Source organism: Candidatus Thiodictyon syntrophicum, assembly GCF_002813775.1.
Lineage (GTDB): Bacteria > Pseudomonadota > Gammaproteobacteria > Chromatiales > Chromatiaceae > Thiodictyon > Thiodictyon syntrophicum.
The window spans coordinates 326,728-346,303 of record NZ_CP020372.1; the positions used below are offsets into that span (position 1 = coordinate 326,728).

18 protein-coding genes are annotated in these 19,576 nt (G+C 66.5%); 13 read left to right on the forward strand and 5 right to left on the reverse strand.

The genetic code is table 11. From position 1 onward, the window contains the following. Positions 1–137 precede the first annotated feature (137 nt). Positions 138–596 (forward strand): DUF2846 domain-containing protein, encoded by a 459-nt coding sequence (locus THSYN_RS32675; protein ID WP_100923216.1) that lies wholly within the window; start codon positions 138–140, stop codon positions 594–596. Further along, on the forward strand, positions 550–1,308 hold the full coding sequence (locus THSYN_RS32680; RefSeq protein ID WP_100923217.1) for an RDD family protein: 759 nt from the start codon (positions 550–552) through the stop codon (positions 1,306–1,308). Before THSYN_RS32675 ends, THSYN_RS32680 begins: the two co-directional genes overlap by 47 nt. 296 nt (positions 1,309–1,604) lie before the next feature. Here the strand turns inward: THSYN_RS32680 and THSYN_RS32685 are convergent, their stop codons facing one another. Genes THSYN_RS32685 through THSYN_RS32695 form a run of 3 tightly spaced genes read right to left on the reverse strand, consistent with a single transcriptional unit; the run spans position 1,605 to position 4,567 of the window. Further along, entirely contained in the window at positions 1,605–2,957 is a 1,353-nt protein-coding gene (locus tag THSYN_RS32685) for a tetratricopeptide repeat protein (protein ID WP_100923218.1), read from the reverse strand. 42 nt (positions 2,958–2,999) lie between these two features. Continuing rightward, on the reverse strand, positions 3,000–4,133 hold the full coding sequence (locus THSYN_RS32690; protein ID WP_100923219.1) for a methyltransferase domain-containing protein: 1,134 nt from the start codon (positions 4,131–4,133) through the stop codon (positions 3,000–3,002). 50 nt (positions 4,134–4,183) lie between these two features. Next, positions 4,184–4,567 (reverse strand): PAAR domain-containing protein, encoded by a 384-nt coding sequence (locus THSYN_RS32695; protein WP_100923220.1) that lies wholly within the window; start codon positions 4,565–4,567, stop codon positions 4,184–4,186. A 639-nt stretch (positions 4,568–5,206) separates the two neighbouring features. Here THSYN_RS32695 and THSYN_RS32700 point away from each other — a divergent pair. The 9 genes from THSYN_RS32700 to THSYN_RS32740 all read left to right on the forward strand — a co-directional run bounded on the left by THSYN_RS32700 (position 5,207) and on the right by THSYN_RS32740 (position 15,829). Then, positions 5,207–7,546, forward strand: a complete 2,340-nt coding sequence (locus THSYN_RS32700) for a type VI secretion system Vgr family protein (RefSeq protein ID WP_157818104.1) — start codon at positions 5,207–5,209, stop codon at positions 7,544–7,546. 181 nt (positions 7,547–7,727) lie between these two features. Then, positions 7,728–8,372 (forward strand): peptidoglycan-binding protein, encoded by a 645-nt coding sequence (locus THSYN_RS32705; protein ID WP_100923222.1) that lies wholly within the window; start codon positions 7,728–7,730, stop codon positions 8,370–8,372. Between the two features lie 17 nt (positions 8,373–8,389). Next, entirely contained in the window at positions 8,390–8,899 is a 510-nt protein-coding gene (locus tag THSYN_RS32710) for a peptidoglycan-binding domain-containing protein (protein ID WP_100923223.1), read from the forward strand. Positions 8,900–8,904: 5 nt separating this feature from the next. Further along, a complete protein-coding gene (locus tag THSYN_RS32715; RefSeq protein ID WP_100923224.1) occupies positions 8,905–10,077 on the forward strand; it encodes a zinc metalloprotease in 1,173 nt (390 codons plus the stop codon). A gap of 111 nt (positions 10,078–10,188) precedes the next feature. Next, positions 10,189–10,968: a HEAT repeat domain-containing protein gene (locus THSYN_RS32720; RefSeq protein WP_100923225.1), complete on the forward strand. Its 780-nt coding sequence runs from the start codon at positions 10,189–10,191 to the stop codon at positions 10,966–10,968. Positions 10,969–10,972: 4 nt separating this feature from the next. After that, positions 10,973–11,461: a DcrB-related protein gene (locus tag THSYN_RS32725; protein WP_157818105.1), complete on the forward strand. Its 489-nt coding sequence runs from the start codon at positions 10,973–10,975 to the stop codon at positions 11,459–11,461. Between the two features lie 306 nt (positions 11,462–11,767). Further along, a complete protein-coding gene (locus THSYN_RS32730; protein WP_100923331.1) occupies positions 11,768–12,982 on the forward strand; it encodes an FtsX-like permease family protein in 1,215 nt (404 codons plus the stop codon). A gap of 262 nt (positions 12,983–13,244) precedes the next feature. Then, complete coding sequence (locus THSYN_RS32735) at positions 13,245–15,071, forward strand: SUMF1/EgtB/PvdO family nonheme iron enzyme (protein WP_236849070.1); 1,827 nt, start codon at positions 13,245–13,247, stop codon at positions 15,069–15,071. Continuing rightward, complete coding sequence (locus THSYN_RS32740; protein WP_100923227.1) at positions 15,068–15,829, forward strand: hypothetical protein; 762 nt, start codon at positions 15,068–15,070, stop codon at positions 15,827–15,829. The genes THSYN_RS32735 and THSYN_RS32740 overlap by 4 nt, the downstream gene beginning before the upstream one ends. Before the next feature lie 15 nt (positions 15,830–15,844). Here the strand turns inward: THSYN_RS32740 and THSYN_RS32745 are convergent, their stop codons facing one another. After that, positions 15,845–16,648 (reverse strand): TIR domain-containing protein, encoded by an 804-nt coding sequence (locus THSYN_RS32745; RefSeq protein WP_100923228.1) that lies wholly within the window; start codon positions 16,646–16,648, stop codon positions 15,845–15,847. A 33-nt stretch (positions 16,649–16,681) separates the two neighbouring features. Next, positions 16,682–17,941, reverse strand: coding sequence for a hypothetical protein (locus THSYN_RS32750; RefSeq protein ID WP_100923229.1), 1,260 nt, complete (start codon positions 17,939–17,941; stop codon positions 16,682–16,684). A 259-nt stretch (positions 17,942–18,200) separates the two neighbouring features. Between THSYN_RS32750 and THSYN_RS32755 the strand changes: the two genes are divergently transcribed. Both THSYN_RS32755 and THSYN_RS32760 read left to right on the forward strand, forming a co-directional pair. Continuing rightward, positions 18,201–18,980, forward strand: coding sequence for a hypothetical protein (locus tag THSYN_RS32755; RefSeq protein ID WP_216644832.1), 780 nt, complete (start codon positions 18,201–18,203; stop codon positions 18,978–18,980). A gap of 77 nt (positions 18,981–19,057) precedes the next feature. Then, entirely contained in the window at positions 19,058–19,537 is a 480-nt protein-coding gene (locus THSYN_RS32760; RefSeq protein ID WP_100923230.1) for a hypothetical protein, read from the forward strand. The last annotated feature ends 39 nt before the right edge of the window (positions 19,538–19,576 follow it).

A 19,576-nucleotide genomic window follows, 5' to 3' on the forward strand; every position in this document is an offset into this window, starting at 1 on the left:
GTGATCATCGGCGCGAATCCGAGTACCACCGAGGAACCGGATGCGGAAAGGCATCCTATCCGGGACCGTGCCGGGGACCCTGGGTAACCACGCTCCCCCGGCGCCGGGATAACCATATCACAAACGAGGCGAAAGAAATGTTCAAGAGACTCTCACTGATTGCTTTGGCGGCATCTTTGCTTGCTGGATGCGCCTCTGTACCGATGGAATCCACAGAGGTTTCGGCAAGGGTTAAAGCCTTTAAGCCGCCGTCTGAAGGCAATGCCGGACTGTACCTCTACAGGGGGTCGGGGGTGGGAACCGCGCTCAAGAAAGACATTTGGGTCGACGACAAATGCATCGGCGAATCTGCGCCGAATGTTTTCTTTTACGAAGAAGTGAAAGGCGGCCGGGCGCACAAGATTTCAACCGAGTCCGAGTTTTCGCCGAACGATCTTCTCGTGAGAACCGAGAACGGAAAGGATTACTTCATCAGGCAGTACATCAAAATGGGAGTCTTCGTTGGCGGCGCCAATCTGGAGCTGGTAAACAACGAGGAGGGGAAAAGAGATGTGTCCGACCTGGAACTGGCAAGGAAAGGAACCTGCAGCAGGTAGCCGAAGAATAGGCTATCCAAGAATCTCAAGGCGTCTTCAAGCCCTGCTGATTGACGGATTGATCGTGCCTATCTCGGCGATCGGAGCATTGGTCCTGGCGCCGCAGCTTGGGTTGCAGGGCGGTTACGCGGCAGGCACGGCGGCTCTGGCGGTGTTTATGCTGGAGCCCTTTCTGATCTCTGTCACCGGGGGTACTCTGGCACATCACCTGTTAGGTCTTCGCGTGGTGAACAGGCGCAGCGGTGGCAATATCACAATTTTTGCGGCCGGGGTGCGGTTTCTCGCGAAAACGCTATTGGGGTTGTTTTCTCTTGCCTCCATCCTGCTGACCAAGCAGCATCAAGCGATCCATGATGTGCTGGTCGGGTCGCTTGTGGTGCTGAAACATCCGGAGCAACTGCCGGCATATGAAGTGCTCGGAGAAAGACGGGTAGAGCAGCAGGAGCATGGGTATCTCTACCCCTCGCGAGCACGGCGGATTCTGATGATCATCATTTCTAACGTTCTGGGTCTTCTCGCTATTGCCCTCGTCTCGGCTTCTTTGATCTCAGAGCGCTGCAGCGTGTCTGGTCGCTGCTCCAGTGCTGAGGATGCGCTGAATGCCGTGCTGTCCGTGCTCTGGATCGCCGGCGTGGTGGCGTCGATCGTTCTTGGCTGGCAAGGGCGCCTGATCGGGTCCCGGCGGCGCGTGAACCCGGAAAAGGCCGCTTAGCCGCAAATGCGCGCAGGCTCAGACCGCGAGGTCCGACACCAACGTGCCGACCGCGGCGATGATGGCATCCTTGACCTGACTGGTTGCCGCGCTGTCGGATAAGTAGGCGGCCACCGCCAGCGGCGCTCGGCGGGGTGGCCATACCACCCCAATGTCATTGGCGTTGGTGTTATTGGTCCCGGTCTTGTCGCCGATCTTCCAGTCCTCTTTTGTTCACGGATAGCTCCTGGGAGACGAAAGGTCGGATGCACGATCGGGCGGCGTCGGGGCCAATGCACAAGCCTTGGACCGCGGGTTTAGCGGCTGCCTGGCCGTTGGGCCAGGACCAGCCAGCCGGCGACCGGCTCCCCGGCATCCAAGCGCAAGACCACCGGCTCCAATCGCAGTCCGGCAAGGTCCGCTGACCCCAATAGCGCCTCCAGATAGGCGCGGGAATGGGCATAGCGGCCATGGTGCTGCAAGCGATAGTCCGCCGCCTCGCCCGCACCAAGCGCCTCCACCGTGAAGCACAGCCAGCCGCCCGGGCGCAACGCGGCGGCCGCCGCCGCCATGGCCTGATCCAGGGCACCGAAGTAGACCAAGGTGTCCGCGGAGACGATAAGATCATAGTCCCCGGGGTGTTGGTGCATATAGGCACAGAGTTCCGCCTGATGCAGGGCGTCGTAGACCCGGCGCCCGCGCGCCTTGCCCAACATCCCTTGGGAGAGGTCGACCCCGGTCAGGGTCCGGGCGAAGGGTTTTAGCAGCGCCGCGCACAGGCCGGTCCCGCAGCCGGCGTCCAACACGTCGAGGTCGGCCGCGGGCTCGCCCACGCAGGCCGCGACGGCCTCGCCGACCAGGGTGGGTGCGCGGTATTCCAGGAGCGCCAGGCGGGAATCGAAGCTCTTGGAAAAATGGTCGAAGATGCACTGCACATAGGCGTCGGAGGCCCGCGCCGGAACGCCCTCCCCGGTGCAGGCCGCCAGATGGTGCAGGGCCTTGGGGTTGTCGGGCTCTTCGGCCAACCACTCCCGATAGATCTGTGCGGCCTGCTCGGGGTGTCCCAACCGACAGTGGGCGTTGCCCAGCATCTCGCGGGTAAAGGCATTGCTCGGTTCGCGCACCAAGGCCTCGCACGCCTGGGTGACGGCCTCCTCGATCCGCCCCTGCCGGAAATAGAGACCGGCCAGGGTATTCCTGGCCTCGCTGAAGTCCGGGGCCAGCTCGATGGCGCGCAGCAGGCGGCGTTCCGCCTCGGGGTAGCGGCGCAGTGCCTTGCAGAGCACAGCGTAGTTGTGGAGCGCATCCGGGCGATCGGGGTCGAGCGCGAGGGCCTGGCGATATTGCCGTTCCGCGTCCTCGAAACGCTCGTTGTCGAGGAGTAGATTGCCGTAATTGCTGCAAAACCCGGCATGATCGGGCACCAGTTCGACCGAGCGGGCAAGCAGCCGCAGGGCCTCCTCGTCGCGGCCCTGGTCGTGCGCCAGCACGCCCATAAAGTGCAGCGCGTCCGGGTGATCCGGCGCCAGGGCGAGCACGCGCCGATAGATCTCCTGGGCGTCCGCGTGATGGCCGGCGCGGTGCAGTTGCGTCGCGACCTGCAGTGCATCCTCAATGGCCAGGGGCTGGCGCAGATCGATCTCGCGGGGGGTTTCAGGGGGCAAAGTCATAGTGAATCAAGAGGCTCCGATGCGATTCAGAAATTGATCGGATCAACACGCGCGCTCACTGGCGGCCGGCCCCCCGCCCTGGGGCGCCGGGTCGTGCGCGCCCGAGGCCCGCAGGGCGACCAGATGGCTGCGATAGTGGACACGGCTGCGCGCGTGCAGCCGCACCTGCCAGGGGACTGACTCGCACTCGCCCACCAGTGACAGCCCGGGCACCGCCAGCGGGTGTGCGCCGGGGGTCAGCAGGGTGCGCAGGAAGGGCTCGGGGTCGCCGCGGGTCGGCCCGCGCTGGGAGTGACCGCCGATCCAGCACTCCAGCGGGGTCGCGGCCGGGGACCAATCGTAGGGGGTGGAAAGGATCAGGTCGCCGCCCGGCGTCAGGACCCGGGACAGGCCCTGGAGCAGGTCGCGCGGCGAGGCGACGCAGTCGAGCACATTCAGGGCGGCCGCCAGCCCGAAGCGGTGCGGCTCGAAGGGCAGGGCCAGGGCGTCGCAGGCCCAGAAGTCGACCGCCGCGGCGCCGGGCAGGTCGACCGGGAAGTCGCGCCGGTCGTAGATGATGCCGATCCGGCGCCGGGGATAGCGCACCGCGCCGTGGCGCAGCACCCGCTGGGCGAGTCGCAGCATGGCGACGTTGAGATCCACCCCGAGCACGGGTCCGCCGGTCGCCGCGGCCAGGGCGAAGCTGGTACGCCCGACCGCGCAACCCAGATCCAGGACCGGTCCCGCGGGCGGCGCGGGCAGCAGCGCGAGCCCCTGCGCCAGACAGTCCAGGATCGAACCGCCGGGGACCCCGTCCGGTTGCTCCAGCGGGTCCAGGTCCGCGTAGTGGCCCCAGGCGTAGCTGCTCAACTGCGCCCGGGTGGCGTCGAAGGCACTCCCCGGGCCGCAACAGTCGCCGAGCAGGCCCTCGACGGTCGCGCTGAGATCCTCGCGCATGGACACCTGAAACAGGTGGTCGCTGAGAAAGCGGCGCAGGTCCGGGACCAGGAAGGGGATCGCGTCGATGATCGGGTATTCGAGGAAACAGTTCGGATCGGCGCAGTGCAGCACGCCTTCGATGATGTGCCCGGCCTCCTCGTGCAGCACCTGCCCGATCACGAGCGGCGCGAGGGCGCCCCGTGCGGTCAGGCAATAGGGGCACACCGGCCGGAACAGTTCAAAGTGGCCGCGGCGCATCGGCGGCGCGCTAACGCGTCCCGGGGCCGGGCGGCGGGCCGACGACCGGCTCAGCCACCGATATTCACCTTGGTGCAGCAGGGCGGCAGCACCTTGCCGGTGGGGCTGGGGATGGGGGCGACACAGGTGGAGTGGGCCGTGGGATCGTTGACCCGCGCCGCGGGCAGGAACCCGATCGTCACCGTGGTCGACCCCCTCGCGATCACCCCAGGACCTGCCGGCACGCAGGACGGGAGTATGCAGGGGAGCGACTGGTCGGAGACCCGGGCGGCCGGCATGAAACCGATCATGACCTGAGGGCACCCGGTGACGATGGCCAGGGGCAGTGCCGGATGCGGCATCGGCGTGGGCGTGGGCCCCGGCGGATGGATCGGGGCATGGCAATGGGGGACATCCTGTCTGATCAGGTCGCCGAGGCGAGCGGCAAAGGGCATGTGAACCTCCGCGCTGAGTGACGGTGCAGAAACAGTGATCCCAGAAAAAGCATTTTAGCCGCAAATGAACGCAAATTGACGCAAATGATCAGAGACTTGGCCTTTACTGCATGTTCACCGTACGGGTGACGCCTGCGACGATGCTAACCAGCAGATTTATTTGCGCTTATCGGCATTCATTTGCGGCCAAATACTCTCTTGGGAAAATCCTCGGCCTGGGAGGGGCGGGCCCGGCCCCGCCGCTGGCTCCCACGCTCCTGCGCTCTTCGTTATACACAAGTGTCACCGGCTCAACGTAAGTCTATGATTTTATGATGTGACGGCACTTTTTGGTACGCGTGACGAAGCTCGTAAAAACAGATACTTACGGACTTCTGTATAAGGTGGAGCGCTCCTGCGTGGGAGCAAGAGCGGGCGCTCCGCGTCCAGTAACCAGACAGGACGCGGAGCGCCCGCACTGCATTCCCACGCCGGAGCGTGGGAACGAGAGGCCCGCGCCGGGCTTAAACTTAATGGCATTGTCCTCGGTCTGGGGGGCGGGCCCGACCCGCCCCCTCCCCCGCCGATGCCGCGGCGGGTAGGCCGCCGGGCCGAAATCTTCTAGACTGTAGCACCGATTCAGTGGACCGAGGGACCCGCGTGCCAACTCAAACCGCTCGCCAAGTCGCCGTCAACTCGCCCCTGGGCGAGGATGTGCTCCTGTTCCGGCGCCTGCTCGCCCACGAGGAGCTGGGCCGTCTGTTCGAGTTTCGGCTCGAGTTGCTGAGCGAACAGCACACGCTCAAGTTCGACGATCTGCTCGGCAAGAACATGACGGTACGCCTGTCCCTGGCCGACGCCGGCACCCGTTATTTCAATGGCTACGTCAGCCACCTGAACTACCAGGGCAGCAGCGGGCGCTACGCGCTCTATACGGTAGTCTTGAAGCCCTGGCTGTGGTTCCTGACGCGCACCGCCGATTGCCGGATCTTCCAGGACCAGAGCGTCCCCGAGATCGTCAAACAGGTGTTCAGGGATGCCGGTTTCAGCGGCGCCTTCCAGGACTCGCTCAGCGGCAGTTACCGCCCCCGCGAGTATTGTGTCCAGTATCGCGAGACGGCCTTCGACTTCGTCAGCCGGCTGCTGGAGCAGGAGGGCATTTACTATTATTTTACCCATGAGAACGGCAAGCATAACCTGGTGCTCGCGGACGCCTACAGCTCACACGGCCCTGTTCCCGGCGATGCCACGGTCACCTATCTGCCCCCCGATCGCCGCCGCGAGCAGTTACAGGAGACCATTTCCGACTTCACTATCGGCCGCCAGGTGCAAAGCGGGGGCTACTCGCTCAGAGACTTCGACTTCAAGGTGCCGCAAAAGGACCTCAACAGCGTCACCAAACAGCCTTGGCCACATGATGGCGGCGACCTGGAGGTCTTCGATTATCCGGGGAACTACACCGATCGCGACGACGGTGACCATTATTCGCGTATCGGCATGGAGGTCTTGGGCGCCCGCCAGGAGCAAGTCAGCGGGAGCGGCAACGTGCGCACCCTGGCCGCCGGTTCGCTCTTTACGCTCACCGGGTTTGCGCGTGCCGATCAGAATCGGGAATACCTGCTGAGCGCGACCGACTACTGCATCGCGAGCGACGACTACGAGACGACGGCGGCGGCCACGACCAGCCTCGACGTCAAGGTCGACTTCACGGCCATCGCCGCCACGGTCCCCTACCGCAGCGAGCGGGTGACCCCCAAGCCAATCGTGCACGGCCCCCAGACCGCCATCGTGGCGGGCAAGGCGGGCGAGGAGATCTGGGTCGACCAGCACGGGCGCATCAAGGTCCTGTTCCACTGGGACCGCTATTCCAAGGCGGATGAGACCAGCTCCTGTTGGGTGCGTGTGGCCCAGGTGTGGGCGGGTAAGCGCTGGGGCGCTCAGGCACTGCCACGCATCGGCCAGGAGGTCATCGTCGATTTCCTCGAGGGCGATCCGGACCGGCCCATCGTGACCGGGCGCGTCTACAACGGCGACTGTATGCCCGGCTATGAGTTGCCCGCCAACGCCACCCTGACCGGCATCAAGTCCTGCTCAAGCAAGGGCGGCGGCGGCTTCAATGAACTGCGCTTCGAGGACCGGCTGGGTGAGGAGCAGGTCTTCATCCACGCGCAAAAGAACTTCGACCTGCGCGTGAAACACGATCGCTTCGAGTGGATCGGCAACGACCGCCACCTGATCGTCACGCGCGACAAGCTGGAGGAGGTGAAGAACAAGCGCCATGAAAAGGTAGGGACCGACCATCTCGAAGAGATCGGCGGCGACCGTCACCTCAGGGTCAAGGGCAAGGAGGCGATCGCGGTCAGCGCCGGCCGCACGGTCAAGGTCAGCGGCGACATGGTGCACGAATTCAAGGCCAATCACTCGGAGAAGACCGGCGCCCAATACTTCCTGAAGGCGCTCGGCGTGGTCATCGAGTCCTCGTCCGGGATCACCCTCAAGTGCGGCGGCAACGCGGTCGTCATCGACCCGTCCGGCGTGACCATCAAGGGTTCACTGATCGTCATCGACGGTGCCCTGATCAACATCGCCTCCGGCCCCGGTTCACCACCCAGCCCCGGCACGCCCGGCACGCCGGTGTCCCCGCTCGCGCCGAACGCGGCGGCGGAGGCGGACCAGGCCGACCCGGGTGAGGTGTCCAGGATCAAGGCCGAGCAACGACAGCGCAAGACCGGCAAGTACGGCAGCGTCCAGGTCAAGCCCTACCGGGCGCCGGAGCCGGGAGAGGGCGGGGGGGACAACACCCAGTGGATCGACATCGAACTGGTCGACGAGGCCGGCAGGCCGGTGCCCGGGGAGCCCTATGAGATCACCTTGCCCGACGGCACTCTGGCGAGCGGCACCCTGGACGAACGGGGGAAGGCGCGGGTCGCGACCGTCGCGTCCGGACCCTGCCAGGTCTCTTTCCCCGCGATCGATCAGGGCGCGTGGGAGGACTCCTGAGGAGGCGCCGGTGGGGCGCGGCGGGCAGCGCTTCGCTCGTCAACCCTCCTGACAGAAGTCGATCCTGGCGCCGACCGCGGGCCGTCCGCGGGTCTATAATCCCGGCGCAACGACCTTACCCGGCCGGTCGGCCCGCGAGGCGGCCGGGTCGATCCAGTCACGACGATGTGGACCTACCGGTATGCTGATCCATCGAGTCAGTCAGGGCGAATGCGTGAGCAGCATCGCGAAGCAATATGGCTTGCGCGACTGGCAAGCGATTTACCATGATCCCGCCAACCAGGCGTTGCGGGCCAGGCGGCCCAATCCGAACCTGCTCTATCCCGGCGATATCGTCAGGATCCCGGACAAGACCGCGAAGCTGACCGACCAGCCGGTCGGCCAGCCGTTCACCTTCAAGGTCAAGGGTCGGCGCATCCACCTGCGCCTCTTAGTCGAGGAGTTCGACGGTACCGCGGTGGCGGGCCGGGCCTATCACCTCGAGGTGGGGACTGAGGTCTTCGCTGGCCGCACCGGGGGCGATGGCCTCGTCGAGCACGAGATTGCGGTCGATGCCGATGCGGGGGAACTGACGGTATGGCTCGACGACGAGCAGCAGAACGCGCTCTATTGGCCGCTGCGGATCGGATTTCTGGACCCGCACGACGAGCCCCCGGGGGCCCAGGAGCGGCTCAACAACCTGGGTCTCGACAACCTCGCCGACGGCGCGACCGATGAACGCTCCCAGGCCGCGATCAAGGCCTTCCAGAGGCAGCACGGGCTTGCCGAGAGCGGCGACCTCGACGCTGCGACCAAGGACAGGGCCAGGGTCGTCTACGGTTTTTAACGGATACGGGGTGATCCATGGCCGACGTGAGCCGGGCCGGCGACGGCCAACAGAACAGGAACCGGCTCCGCTTCAGGCGGATCAAGGTCTATTTCCAGCGGTTTGCGGGTAAGATCGGAGACCCGGACCAGCGCGGCGTCAGCGAGACACCGCAGTACAGGGTGCGCATCGACGGCCGGATCACGCAGTTCGGCAAGCTCGCGACGGATGGCAGTGCCGAGGTGCTGGTCCCGGGCGGGCGGGTCGCCGTCGCGATCGAGACCCTGGGCACGACCTACGCCTTGGAGGTCCTTGATGGACTAGCGCCGGAGACGGACCTCGCGGGCCAGTTACAGCGACTGACGCTGCTCGGCTATTACGCGGGCGACCTGACCGGGGCCTTCGATGCCCGCACCGATGCCGCCCTGCTCGACTTCCAGGCGGACCACGGTCTCGACCCGGACGGTGGACTCGATCGGACCCGGTTTCCCGACGCCAAGCTCGACGCAACCACCTACCACAAGCTCAAGTCCGTGTTCGGGGAGTAGCGGCGATGGCCATCAATGCCAAAGTGTACAAGGAGTTGCACCTGGTCCCAGTGCGCTTCGAGCGCGCGGCCACGGGGGCGGCGGACAGCACCATGCCGGACCTGGACGACCGTGGTCACACGGCCAAGGTCCCGGCGGTCAACGGACTCGCTGCCTCGCCCGCACTGCGCGGCCCGGTGGTGGGGATGCAGAAGGACCAGCGCATCCGGCTGCGGCTGGTGCGCGCGGCGATCGACCCGGCCGCCCCGCTGTATCTGGTCAGCAGCGACGAGACCGTGGTGACGGTCGAGACCCCCGCCAAAGGCGCCCCGGTGGCCGCCGGTCCCAGCACCGTGATCGCACTCAAGGGCCAGTCCTACACCGGGACCACGCCCAAGTCGGCCGAGGTCCAGGTGCGGTTTCAGAGCGACCAGGGTCCCATCCTCGGCGTGCTCACCGTCTATGTGTTCAGCCCGCTGCCCGTCGCCGTGACGCCCCATCTCGTCACCATCAACAACCCGGCGGGCAGCGCGGGCGTGGCCCCCGCCATCGACCTCGAGGCGCTCATGACCCAGACCAAGGCGATCTGGGCCTGCTGCGGGATCAGCCTGGCGGTGCAGGCCCCACGGGCCTGGTCGGTCAACCTCCCGAGCGCCAATCTGCTGCGCTTCCCGGACGACTTCAGCCGCATCGCCGCGGTCAACTTCAACCCGGGCACGATCAACCTCTATATCGTTCGCGAGGTCCTCGGTGCCTGCGGCGTGGGCCTGAGTCGCAGCGTCGTCGCGAACCTGCCCGGGTACACCGGGCTCCAGCCGGGCATCTATCTGGGCGAGGTCTGCGGCGGCGGGCGGACGAGCCCCTGGGGGGCGAACGACCTGGCCCATGAACTCGGGCATTTCTTCTCGCTCTGGCACCCCAGCGACGGGCCCACGACCGGCACCCTGCCCGCCGCCGGCTGGCCCTGGGCCAGGTATGAGACCTGGTCGAGGCGTTTGCTGATGCACAATTGGAACCAGACCGCACGCCCACCCTACGGTGCCCCGCCCTGGGCCGACTACGACGACGTCGGTTATGGGGCGAACCTTCGCGGTGCCCTGATCCCACTCAAGGAGGTACGCACCGGACGCGACCAGGCCGGCCGCGACGCCCATGGCGTGCTCGCCCGCAACTATGTCAAGTCCGGCACCATCTACTGATACGGCCGCGCCGGGGGCAGCGACCCGGCACCGGGGACGCGCGCCGGCCGCGACCGCCTGGCTCCTGTGTGCGATTGGCCTGTCGGCGGCGCCGGCAGGGGGGGAACCGAGATGTCCGACCTGACGACTGCCGTGCTCGACGGTGACCTGCGGGCCTCGGCCATCGCGCGCGACCAAGGGTCGGGCGCGGTGCCGGAACTGACGCGGCTGCTCGACAACCTGGACCCCTGGGTGCGCATCGTTGCCGTGCGCTCCTTGGGCGAGATACCGCAGCCCCCGGCGCGCGCGGCGCTGCTGCTGACGGCGGCCGACGCGGACGGCATGGTCGCGCGCGAGGCGATCGAGCAACTGGAACGCTACCCCGACCAGCTCGAGGCCGGGCCGCTGCTCGCCGCGCTCGAGCGTGCGCCGGACCCCACCGCGCGCCGCCTGCTGTCGCTCGCGCTCGGGCGCACACCGGTGAGCGACGAGGACCTGACCAGGCTCGCCGCCCGGTGTCAGGGTGAGCGGGTCGAGGAGGCCAAGACCGGCTGTCTCGCCGCCCTCGCCCGGACCGGTAATCCGGACGCGCAAGCGGCCTTTGGGCGGCGGGTCGACGCCGCGCGCGGGCGCGAGCGGGTGGAGATCATTCGGCTCCTGGAGTACATTGGCCGGCGCTGGGTCATCGACACCCTGAGCGGGATGCTCGACGACCAGGACGATGCCATCTTCCTCAACCTGGAGATCGCACCGGATCAGCCCAGGTTCATGCGGGTCTGCGACCTGGCGGCGGGCGCCATCATCCGGATGACCAGGGCCCAGGTCTCGTTTGCAGCGGCGCTGCCGACCAGGTACAGCGCGGCGCAGCTCGATGAGGTGCGCCGGATCGCTCAACTGCGCTTGCGGGAATAGACCCATGCCCACCTATCTCGGCGCCGGGTTCGCAATCGACCTTCCGGATGACGCTATCGACGTATCCGTGTATGCCTTCGCGTTTCCTCAAGGACGGCCATTCACCCCGACCCTGGTCATCCGCAGCGAGCGTCATGGGACGCCGCGGCCCTTGGCGGACTATGTCGACGGGCAGGTGGCGCTGCTGAAGGGCGCGACCCCGGGGTTCGAGGTCCTGCGCCGCCGTGCGGGCCGGTGGCACGACCGCGCGGCGCTCGACCTGCTCGTCGAGTCCGGCGAGCCGGGCGCGCGCCTGCGCCAACGCCTGGTCTATGTCGATAGCGCCGGTCAGCCGCAGCACCTCTGGTGCCTCACCGCGACCGATACCGCGGACAGCTTCGAGTCCAACGAGGCTCTGTTCAACCGGGCCATCCTGAGCTTCGTGCCGCGAAGCGCAGATCCGCCGACCAGTCGAGAATCGGCATTTGATTTGGGACAAAGACAGGACCAGTAACGACTCAAGAATAATTTACACACGAGGACAATCATTGTCGTTGTCGTTGTCGTTGTCGTTGTCGTCGTTATTGTCGGCGAAGCGATGCAATTTGGCGTACGAGAGAATCCTGGTGGCTACGATAACCTCGATTTCGATTTCGATTACGATTACGACAACGACAACGACAACGACAACGACAACGACACCAAAGGTATTCCCGAGTGGACTTGTTTAATTTATAGTACCTACTTGATCAATCGTCCGGCTGCTATCGGACCCCCGCTTCGCGGTCCAGGCGGCCGGCTACCGACGCAAGGGCAACCGATGCGCGCCACCCCCGAGATCCTGCGCCTGGCCTACCGGGACTTCGCCTATGAGCGGCGCATCTCGCTGTGCTTCGTGCTGGCGCTGATGGCGGTGCTGGCCCCGCTCCTGATCCTGTTCGGGCTCAAGTTCGGGCTGGTCGATACCCTGGCCCAGCGGCTGGTTCAGTCCCCCGCCAACCGGGAGATCCAACCGCTGGGGAGCCGCGAGTATGACCAGGCCTGGTTCGACCGGGTCGGGGCCCGCCCCGATGTCGCCTTCCTCGTCCCCAACACCAGACGCATCGCGGCCAGCCTCAGCCGGCTGCTCAACCCGGACACCGGCCAAGACCTGCGGGTCGTCTCCATGATCCCCACCGGGGCGAGCGATCCACTGCTCCCCGCCGGGCTGGCCGCGCCGACCGGGCTCGCCGAACTGGCGTTGAGCTTCGGTGCCGCCCGCACGCTCGGGGCTCGGGTCGGTGATCGCCTGGTGGCGCGCATCGACCGCCGCCGCGGCGAGCGCGACGAGCACGCGGTGTGGGAGGTCGCCGTCAGCGCCGTCCTGCCGGAGGGCGCGCTGGGGGAGGAGGCGGCCCTGGTCGCGCTGCCCTTGCTGGTGGCCACCGAGGACTACCGCGACGGCCGGGCGGTACCCGCGCTGGGTTGGGAGGGCACGGCGGCGCCGACGGCGCGCGGCTTCGCCCGCTTCCGGCTCTATGCGGCGAGTATCTACGCGGTCGCCGGGCTCGCCGCGGATCTGGCCGCGGACGGGGTGCAGGTGCGCACGGCGGCGGTGGAGATCGCCGCCATGCAGGGCCTGGACCGCAACCTGTCGCGGGTCTTCTGGCTGATTGCATTGATCGGCAGCCTGGGGTTCTTCGCCTCGCTCGCGGCCAATCTGCTGGCCAACGTGGAGCGCAAGCGCCGGGAGTTGGCGGTGGTGCGCCTGATCGGCTTCCCGACCCGCAGCCTCATCCTGTTCCCGGTGGCCCAAGCGGTGCTGGTGGCCCTGCTGGGGGCGGGCGCGGCCCTCCTGGTCTATCTGCCGGTGGCGGTCGCACTCGATTCCTGGTTCGCCGCCAGCCTGCAGGCCGGTGAGTCCATCTGTCGGCTCCTGCCGTCTCATCTGCTGAGCGCGCTGGCCGCGACCCTGCTCGGTGCCGCCGCGGCGGCCGCCTGGGCCGGGTGGCGGGCGGCGCGCATCGAACCCGCGGAAGGTCTGCGCGATGTCTGACGAAGTAACAGGTCAAGAACCAGTCAGACCCAATCATTGTCGTTGTCGTTATCGTTGTCGTTGTCGTTGTCGTAATCGTAATCGGAGAAACGATTCACTTCGGAGCGCGAGAGAATCCGGGGCGCTACGATAACCTCGATTACGACCACGACAACGACAACGACAATCGCGCTATAGTGCAGTCCCTAATAGAATTGCTTAACATATTAATGAACTTATCCAGCCGCAAATGAACGCAAATAAACGCAAATTGAGTCTTCGGATGATCCCTCTAACCGACCTGAATACGGCCCACCTGGCAACGTGGATTCCGCGCCGCTGCGGGGTCGCTTTGCTGCATCCGCAGGGGGTACTGCGGGATCGCAGTCAGGGCGCCGGTGCACGGATGGTCTGGACTCCATTTTTCGCGTTCATTAGCGTTCATTTGCGGCAAAACGTCCTTCCGGCCCTCGCCGCCGTGCTGTGCCTCGCCCTGACCCCGGCCTTAGCGGACCCGCCGCCCGCGCCTGCGGCGGGACCCCAGATCACCTGGCCCGAGAAGCTCTACAACCCGGCCCCGGCGGCGGACGACCTGATCCTGCCCCTGGCCTGCGGTGGTGCCATGGCCTTTCGGCCGGTCGCGATCCCGGGCAGTGGTCTGCTGGACGACCGCCCGGTCGAACTCGGTCAGGCCGACGCTGCACGCGGGTACAAGGAGGGCCGACGCCTGAGCCACCTGGCCGGGGCCTTCAGCGAACCGGGCGCCGCCGCGCGGCGCTATTACATCGCCAAATACGAGACCACCCGTGACCAGTATGCCGCACTCACCGCGGCGACCTGCCCCACGCCGTCCATGCGCGGGCGCCTGCCGGTGACCGCCGTGAGTTGGTTCGACGCGGTGGACTTCTCGCGCCGCTATACGGAGTGGCTGCTTACCCAAGCCCCGGCCGCCCTGCCGCGGGAGGACCAGGAGCCCGGGTTCCTGCGCCTGCCCACCGAGGAGGAATGGGAGTTCGCCGCCCGCGGCGGCCTGGTGGTGGACGAGGCGGACTTTCTGGCCCCCCTCTTTCCCATGCCGGACGGGGACCTGGCCCGCTACGCCTGGCACGAGAGCACCGGCTCGGCGGCCGGCGAACTGCACCCGGCGGGGCTGCTCAAGCCCAACCCGCTGGGGCTCCATGACGTGCTCGGCAACGCCGCGGAGATGACGCTCGCCCCCTTCCACCTGGACCGGCGCGGCCGACCCCACGGCCAGGCCGGCGGATTCGTCAGCCGCGGCGGGGACTACCTGACCGCCCCGGGTCAACTGGGCAGCGCCGCGCGCCAGGAGTACAACTATTTCAACGCCGCCACCGGGCGCGCCAAGTCGCTGGACAGCTTGGGCTTCCGGTTGGTCGTGACGGCCCCGGTCATCGTCTCCGCGGGGCGCCTGGACGCCATCAAGGAATCCTGGTCCGGCTTGCCGAGCCTCACCGGCACCGGAGATGTGCGGGCGGACGCGGACCGGGCCCTGGTCGAGCTGCAGCAGGCCGCCCGCCAATCCCAGGACGAGGCCCTGCGCACCCGGCTGGAGCTCATCCAGCGCAACGTCGAACAGGCCCACGCCGGCCTCAACGAGGCGCGCGAGCGGACCGTGCGCGCCCTGGTGCGGATGGGCGCCTTCATGGGCAAGCGGGTCGTGACGGACGCCAAGCGCGCCGAGGTGCTGCGCGGCCTGATGCGTCTGGCCCAGGACAATTTCGACGCCTTCAGCACCCAGGCGCAGGGGTCACGCGACGGCCCCCGGCTGGTCGCCGAGGCGCGCGCCGCCCTCGCGGGGAAGATGGACAAGTGGACGCTCAATCTCGCCGAGATCGAGCAGGGCATGAGCAACAGTCTCTCCTACTACGCCGACATGGTCGTCAGCGTCGCGCGGGACTACAGCGACCGGGATATCGCAAGCGAACTCAAGGTCGTCGAGGCCGAACTCAAGGCCAAGGACAACGCCTACCTGATCCCCTATGCCCAGGTCTTCGCCCGCCACCTGGCGGCCTATCGGGACAGCGGGGCGGCCGACAAGGCGCGCTGGCAACAGGACCTGTTGCAGCTCGAGCCGGGGCCGCAGCCATGAACCTACCCAGGCTGGGACTGGTGCTCGTCGTTGCGTTCAGCGTCCCCGGCTGCGGTCCCGGCGAGCAAACCCGGACCGATCAGCCGCCGGCCGAGGTGGGGGGTTGCTTCACGATCGCGGGGCTGCCGATCGGCGGCTGTGGTGAGGACTTCGGCTACAAGGGCACCTTCAGCGCTGAGGAGGCGGCCATGCGGGCACAGGCCCGCAAGTTCGACCGAACGGTCTGGGAGGGGGCACTGATCGGCACCGTGGCCGGTGCCGCGATCGGCGTCCTGGCCGGCGGCGACACCAAGGACGCGGTCGGCGGTGCCGTCCTCGGCGCCAACCTCGGGGTCATCGCCGGGGCCTATGTCGCCCAACTGCAACAACGCTATGCCGACCAGGAGGATCAACTCAACGCCATGATTGCCGACGTGAAGACCTCCAACCGGGAGACGGAGGCATTGATTGCGCAGGTGCGCGCGGTGATCGCCGAAGACCGTCGCCGGCTGGCCGCCGTCCAGGCAAGGGTGGCCCGCGGCGCGGCGACCAATGCGGACCTGCTCCAAGAGCGCGGTCACGCCTGGGCCAATCGCCGGGTGGTTGAAAAGGCGTCCCAAGGGGGCCAGGATCAGTACCGGGTGTTTGCGGGTGCCATCAGCCGCTTCCAGCAGCAGCATCCCGGCGTCACGACCGCCGGCCTCGCCGCGGAACTCAGGACCTATCGCGCCAAGCTCGACGCGCTCGACACCCTGGCGACAAGCATGGGGAAGGCCTGATCCCGAGGCCGGCCTTCAGTTACGCGGGCGGGTCTCGTCAATGGCGAGCAGGCGCAGCCGGGTGTTACCCATGCTGATGAGGTCGCCGACCTGGAGGTGCTGTTCGGACAGGACCCGGCGGTCATTGACGAAGGTCCCGTTTGCGCTCTCCAGATCGGTCAGGGTCAGGAGCGCGCCCTGCTCCCCAGGCACGACGGTGAGCCTGGCATGTTTGCGCGAGACACAATCGTCGGCGAGCTGAAGGTCCGCATCGTCCGCGCGCCCGACGATGGCGCAGCGCCGCACCTGCACCCGGCGCTCACCGCCGGGGCCGTTCGGCAACTCGATGAACAACCTGAGGTCGGCCTCGCGGGCAGTGCTGATGATCGTGGTCCGGTCCAGACCCGCGGCGGGCTCCGGGATCCGGGTCTTGGGTTCCAGGTCCGGCCCCGTGCCGTTGATCAGGGCGAGCAGACGGACCGCGGCCAGCGCGGGATCGACACGAAAGTCGATATATTGGAGGGTGCCGAGTCGGATATGCAGGTCATAGGGATCACAGGCGCGCGCCATTACCGGGATGACGCGACCACGCAGATGCTCGAGCGCCCAGTGTGTCTCGGACTGAACCCACTCCGACTGCTGGGCGTCCGGGGACAGGACGACGATAAACCAATCGGTCTGGACCAGCGCGGTGCGAATCTGTTTTTCCCAATCGGCGGCCGCGCGCAGGTCGGTGCCGGAACACCAGGCAAGCATCCCGGCGTCGGTGAGGATCGGCTTGAGGTACGCCAGCACGAATCCCAGGTCTTTGCTGGAGTGGCTGATGAAGATCTGCGTCATGACAGGGTTCCTGCGACGGCGACCGCGGCGTGGTCAAAAGCGATAACCGAAATTCACCTCGAAGCCACTGACGTCACCCTCCCCGCGGGTATATTTCACGCCGATACCGAACGGGTGGCTGGAGAGATTGGGCTTGCGTTTATCGGCCGCGCGCCGCGGACCGATACTGAATCCGATCTCCTGGTAGTTGTTGGTGTAGAGTGCGTCACCGAAAAACCAGGTCCCGGTGACGAAGAAATCGATGCTCAGTTCCCGGCCCCAAGGCCGCTGCTGCAGGGGTATCGAGAGGAGCAGGCCGTTGCGGGTGATGGTGTTCTTGAGGTTGTAGTCGACACTGTAGTCGCCGATCCGCACCGGCAGTGTCAGGTAATAGCCCAGGAGATTACCCATACTGAGCGACAATTTGCCGTTATTGTAAAGTTGCAGGTCGCTGGTCAGGGACGCTGACAATATGTGTCCGAGCGATCCGAGGTCCCCGGAACCGGCAATCCCGTACCCCAGCGACGGCGTCAGCGCCCATCGCGAAGACAGGACCTTCTTGTAGCTCAGCCCCAGCATCCCGCGATAGGCCGCCGCGCCCTCGACCTCGACATAGGTCAGGGGCAGACGAACCATCAAGACATCACGGTTGGAGAAGGTATAGGTGTAGGACAGGGGCAGGGTGTAGACATTCTGCGTGAAGCGGTCCAGACCGAAGCTGCCGAAGCGTACACCAGCACTGAACGCACTGCCGGGTGCGGCGGTGTCGTACATCGCATCCACGCCGGCCTCATAGTCGCCGACGACCATCTGGCTCTGGACGCTCGCGGGATTACCGGCCAAAGGGTCGACCGGGGACACCCGGAGCAACTCGCGCAGGATCGCATCCCCATTTTGTTTGATGTAGTCTTCGAACAGGTCATTGCTGGCATCCCGGGTACCGCCGCTGAAGGTCTGGTTGATGCCGAGACTCGGTACCGCAAAGGCCAATTGGGTAGAGTTGGTTTCGTATCCGAGGGTCACCGGGAGTCCACGGATATCGATGCGGAACTGACCCCCGGAGAGGTCCCGATTGTAGCCGGAGAAGGTGTTGCTCAGTTGTTCGTTGTCGATGGCGTCGATGATATCCTGGAGCCGATTGGCGCCGACCGTCGCGACCTGCCCCTCGACACACAGGGAGGCGTTGAACAGTTGGTTGTTCGCTGGTGCGGGACAGGTTTGCGCACGCACCGCGCCGCTGGCCGCCGCCATGGCGAGAAAGAGGCATCCACATAACTGCAAGGGTGACCGGTGCTGCGCCCAGGCGTTGTTCATGATGACTCCGATATGTCGATAAGGCAGGGTTCATTGATAAGTTAAACGATTCGATCAGGGACCGGTCGCCGCGCTGCCGGTCCAAGTCCGCCCCAAGTGTATGAAGACTCCCCCGCTGGCGTCAAGGCTTTCGGTGATCGGCTGCGACCGACCGCCGTAAACCTCGAGTGTTCGGGTATGATCTACCCTAAAGAATACGCCGTGCGATCGGCAACCCACCCCAGCGGTTGTTGGGACAAATCCTGACGAGGTACCAGAAATGAGACGACCTTTGCTGATGCGCCTCGGCGGCCGCGTGCTGATCACCCTGACGGCCGCGCTGTCCGGCGCGGGCTGCGTAACACCCGGCGACCTCCAGGGGGCCGCGGGGGCCGCGTCCGGCTGGCTCCCGAGCATCGGCAGCGCTCAAGCCAGCCGGACGCCCACGGACGACACCGCCGACGCGTCGCTGACCCCGGCCGAGCGGCGGCTGCGCGAGCAGAGCCGGGCCTTCCAGAAAACGGTCTGGGAAGGGGCTCTGATCGGCGCCGGTGCCGGCACCCTGTACGGTCTGCTGCGCCGCGAGCGGGCGCAAGACGTGGTGAGGGATGCCCTGATCGGCGGCGCCGTGGGTGGGCTCGCCGGGGCCTATATCGCTCACAAACAGCAGCAGTACTCGGGCAAGGAGGATCAACTGGACTCCATGATCGCGGACGTGCGCAAATCCAATGAGGAGACCCAGTCACTCATCGTCAGCGTGCGCCAGGTCATCGCCGAGGACAAGCGGCGCCTCGCCGCGGTCGAGCAGCAGGTGCGCAAGGGCCAGGCGTCCCAGGCCCAGTTGGTCGACACCCGCCGCCGCCTCGCCGACAACCAGCGGGTCGTCGCCCAGGCCAGCAGCGGCGCCCGCGAAAAGCAGACCATGTTCCAGGGTGCCGAGCGCCAGTTCCGCCAGGATCACCCGGGCACCGACACCGCGCGGATGCAGCGCGAGCTCGACACCTACAACAAGAACCTCAAGACCCTCGACAGTCTTGCGCAAAATGTTTCAGTCGCTTGAGGGGCCTGATCGTGATTGATACCCAAAGTACGCGCGCCGTGCGCCGACGTCCGGGCCGGTCGCGCGGGGCGGCCGGCGTGGCAGCGGCACTCTGGCTCGCCGGCTGTGCGACCAGCGAGGACCCCCATCAGGGCGGCTTCGTCAGCGGTATCGTGGGTCTGGCCGGGGGCGGCTACCAGCGCCGGATCGACGACCGCGAAGGGGCCTACCAGGGGGAATTGAGCGCCCAGCAGCGGCTCCAGGCGCAGGCCCGGGACCTGGAACGGGAGCGCGCCGCGGTACGCACGGATCTGAACCGTTCCCAGGCCCGCCTGGCCGACCTGGAGCGGCGCCTGGCCCAACAGCGGGCGCAGTTGCGGACCGCCGGCGGCCAGTCCGCGCAACTGCGGCGCATCAACCAGGCCCAGGCCCAGGTCACGCGCACCAAGGGGGCCTTGCGCGGGGTCCATCCGGACCAGCAGCCGGTCGGCGACCTGAAGGCACGCGCGGCGGCGATCCAGCGCGACCTGGATCAGATCGACGACCTGGTCGGGACCGTCTCCGGCAAGGCCTTTTAACCTAAAAAGAGTATTTGGCCGCAAATGAACGCAAATAAG

Coding starts and splice junctions, on each gene's coding strand:
- THSYN_RS32755 (WP_216644832.1), top strand. CDS start 18,201: ATGAGACGACCTTTGCTGATGCGCCTCGGCGGCCGCGTGCTGATCACC.
- THSYN_RS32690 (WP_100923219.1), bottom strand. CDS start 4,133: ATGCGCCGCGGCCACTTTGAACTGTTCCGGCCGGTGTGCCCCTATTGC.
- THSYN_RS32680 (WP_100923217.1), top strand. CDS start 550: ATGTGTCCGACCTGGAACTGGCAAGGAAAGGAACCTGCAGCAGGTAGC.
- THSYN_RS32745 (WP_100923228.1), bottom strand. CDS start 16,648: ATGACGCAGATCTTCATCAGCCACTCCAGCAAAGACCTGGGATTCGTG.
- THSYN_RS32730 (WP_100923331.1), top strand. CDS start 11,768: ATGCGCGCCACCCCCGAGATCCTGCGCCTGGCCTACCGGGACTTCGCC.
- THSYN_RS32725 (WP_157818105.1), top strand. CDS start 10,973: ATGCCCACCTATCTCGGCGCCGGGTTCGCAATCGACCTTCCGGATGAC.
- THSYN_RS32735 (WP_236849070.1), top strand. CDS start 13,245: ATGATCCCTCTAACCGACCTGAATACGGCCCACCTGGCAACGTGGATT.
- THSYN_RS32720 (WP_100923225.1), top strand. CDS start 10,189: ATGTCCGACCTGACGACTGCCGTGCTCGACGGTGACCTGCGGGCCTCG.
- THSYN_RS32750 (WP_100923229.1), bottom strand. CDS start 17,941: ATGAACAACGCCTGGGCGCAGCACCGGTCACCCTTGCAGTTATGTGGA.
- THSYN_RS32705 (WP_100923222.1), top strand. CDS start 7,728: ATGCTGATCCATCGAGTCAGTCAGGGCGAATGCGTGAGCAGCATCGCG.
- THSYN_RS32685 (WP_100923218.1), bottom strand. CDS start 2,957: ATGACTTTGCCCCCTGAAACCCCCCGCGAGATCGATCTGCGCCAGCCC.
- THSYN_RS32675 (WP_100923216.1), top strand. CDS start 138: ATGTTCAAGAGACTCTCACTGATTGCTTTGGCGGCATCTTTGCTTGCT.
- THSYN_RS32740 (WP_100923227.1), top strand. CDS start 15,068: ATGAACCTACCCAGGCTGGGACTGGTGCTCGTCGTTGCGTTCAGCGTC.
- THSYN_RS32695 (WP_100923220.1), bottom strand. CDS start 4,567: ATGCCCTTTGCCGCTCGCCTCGGCGACCTGATCAGACAGGATGTCCCC.
- THSYN_RS32710 (WP_100923223.1), top strand. CDS start 8,390: ATGGCCGACGTGAGCCGGGCCGGCGACGGCCAACAGAACAGGAACCGG.
- THSYN_RS32715 (WP_100923224.1), top strand. CDS start 8,905: ATGGCCATCAATGCCAAAGTGTACAAGGAGTTGCACCTGGTCCCAGTG.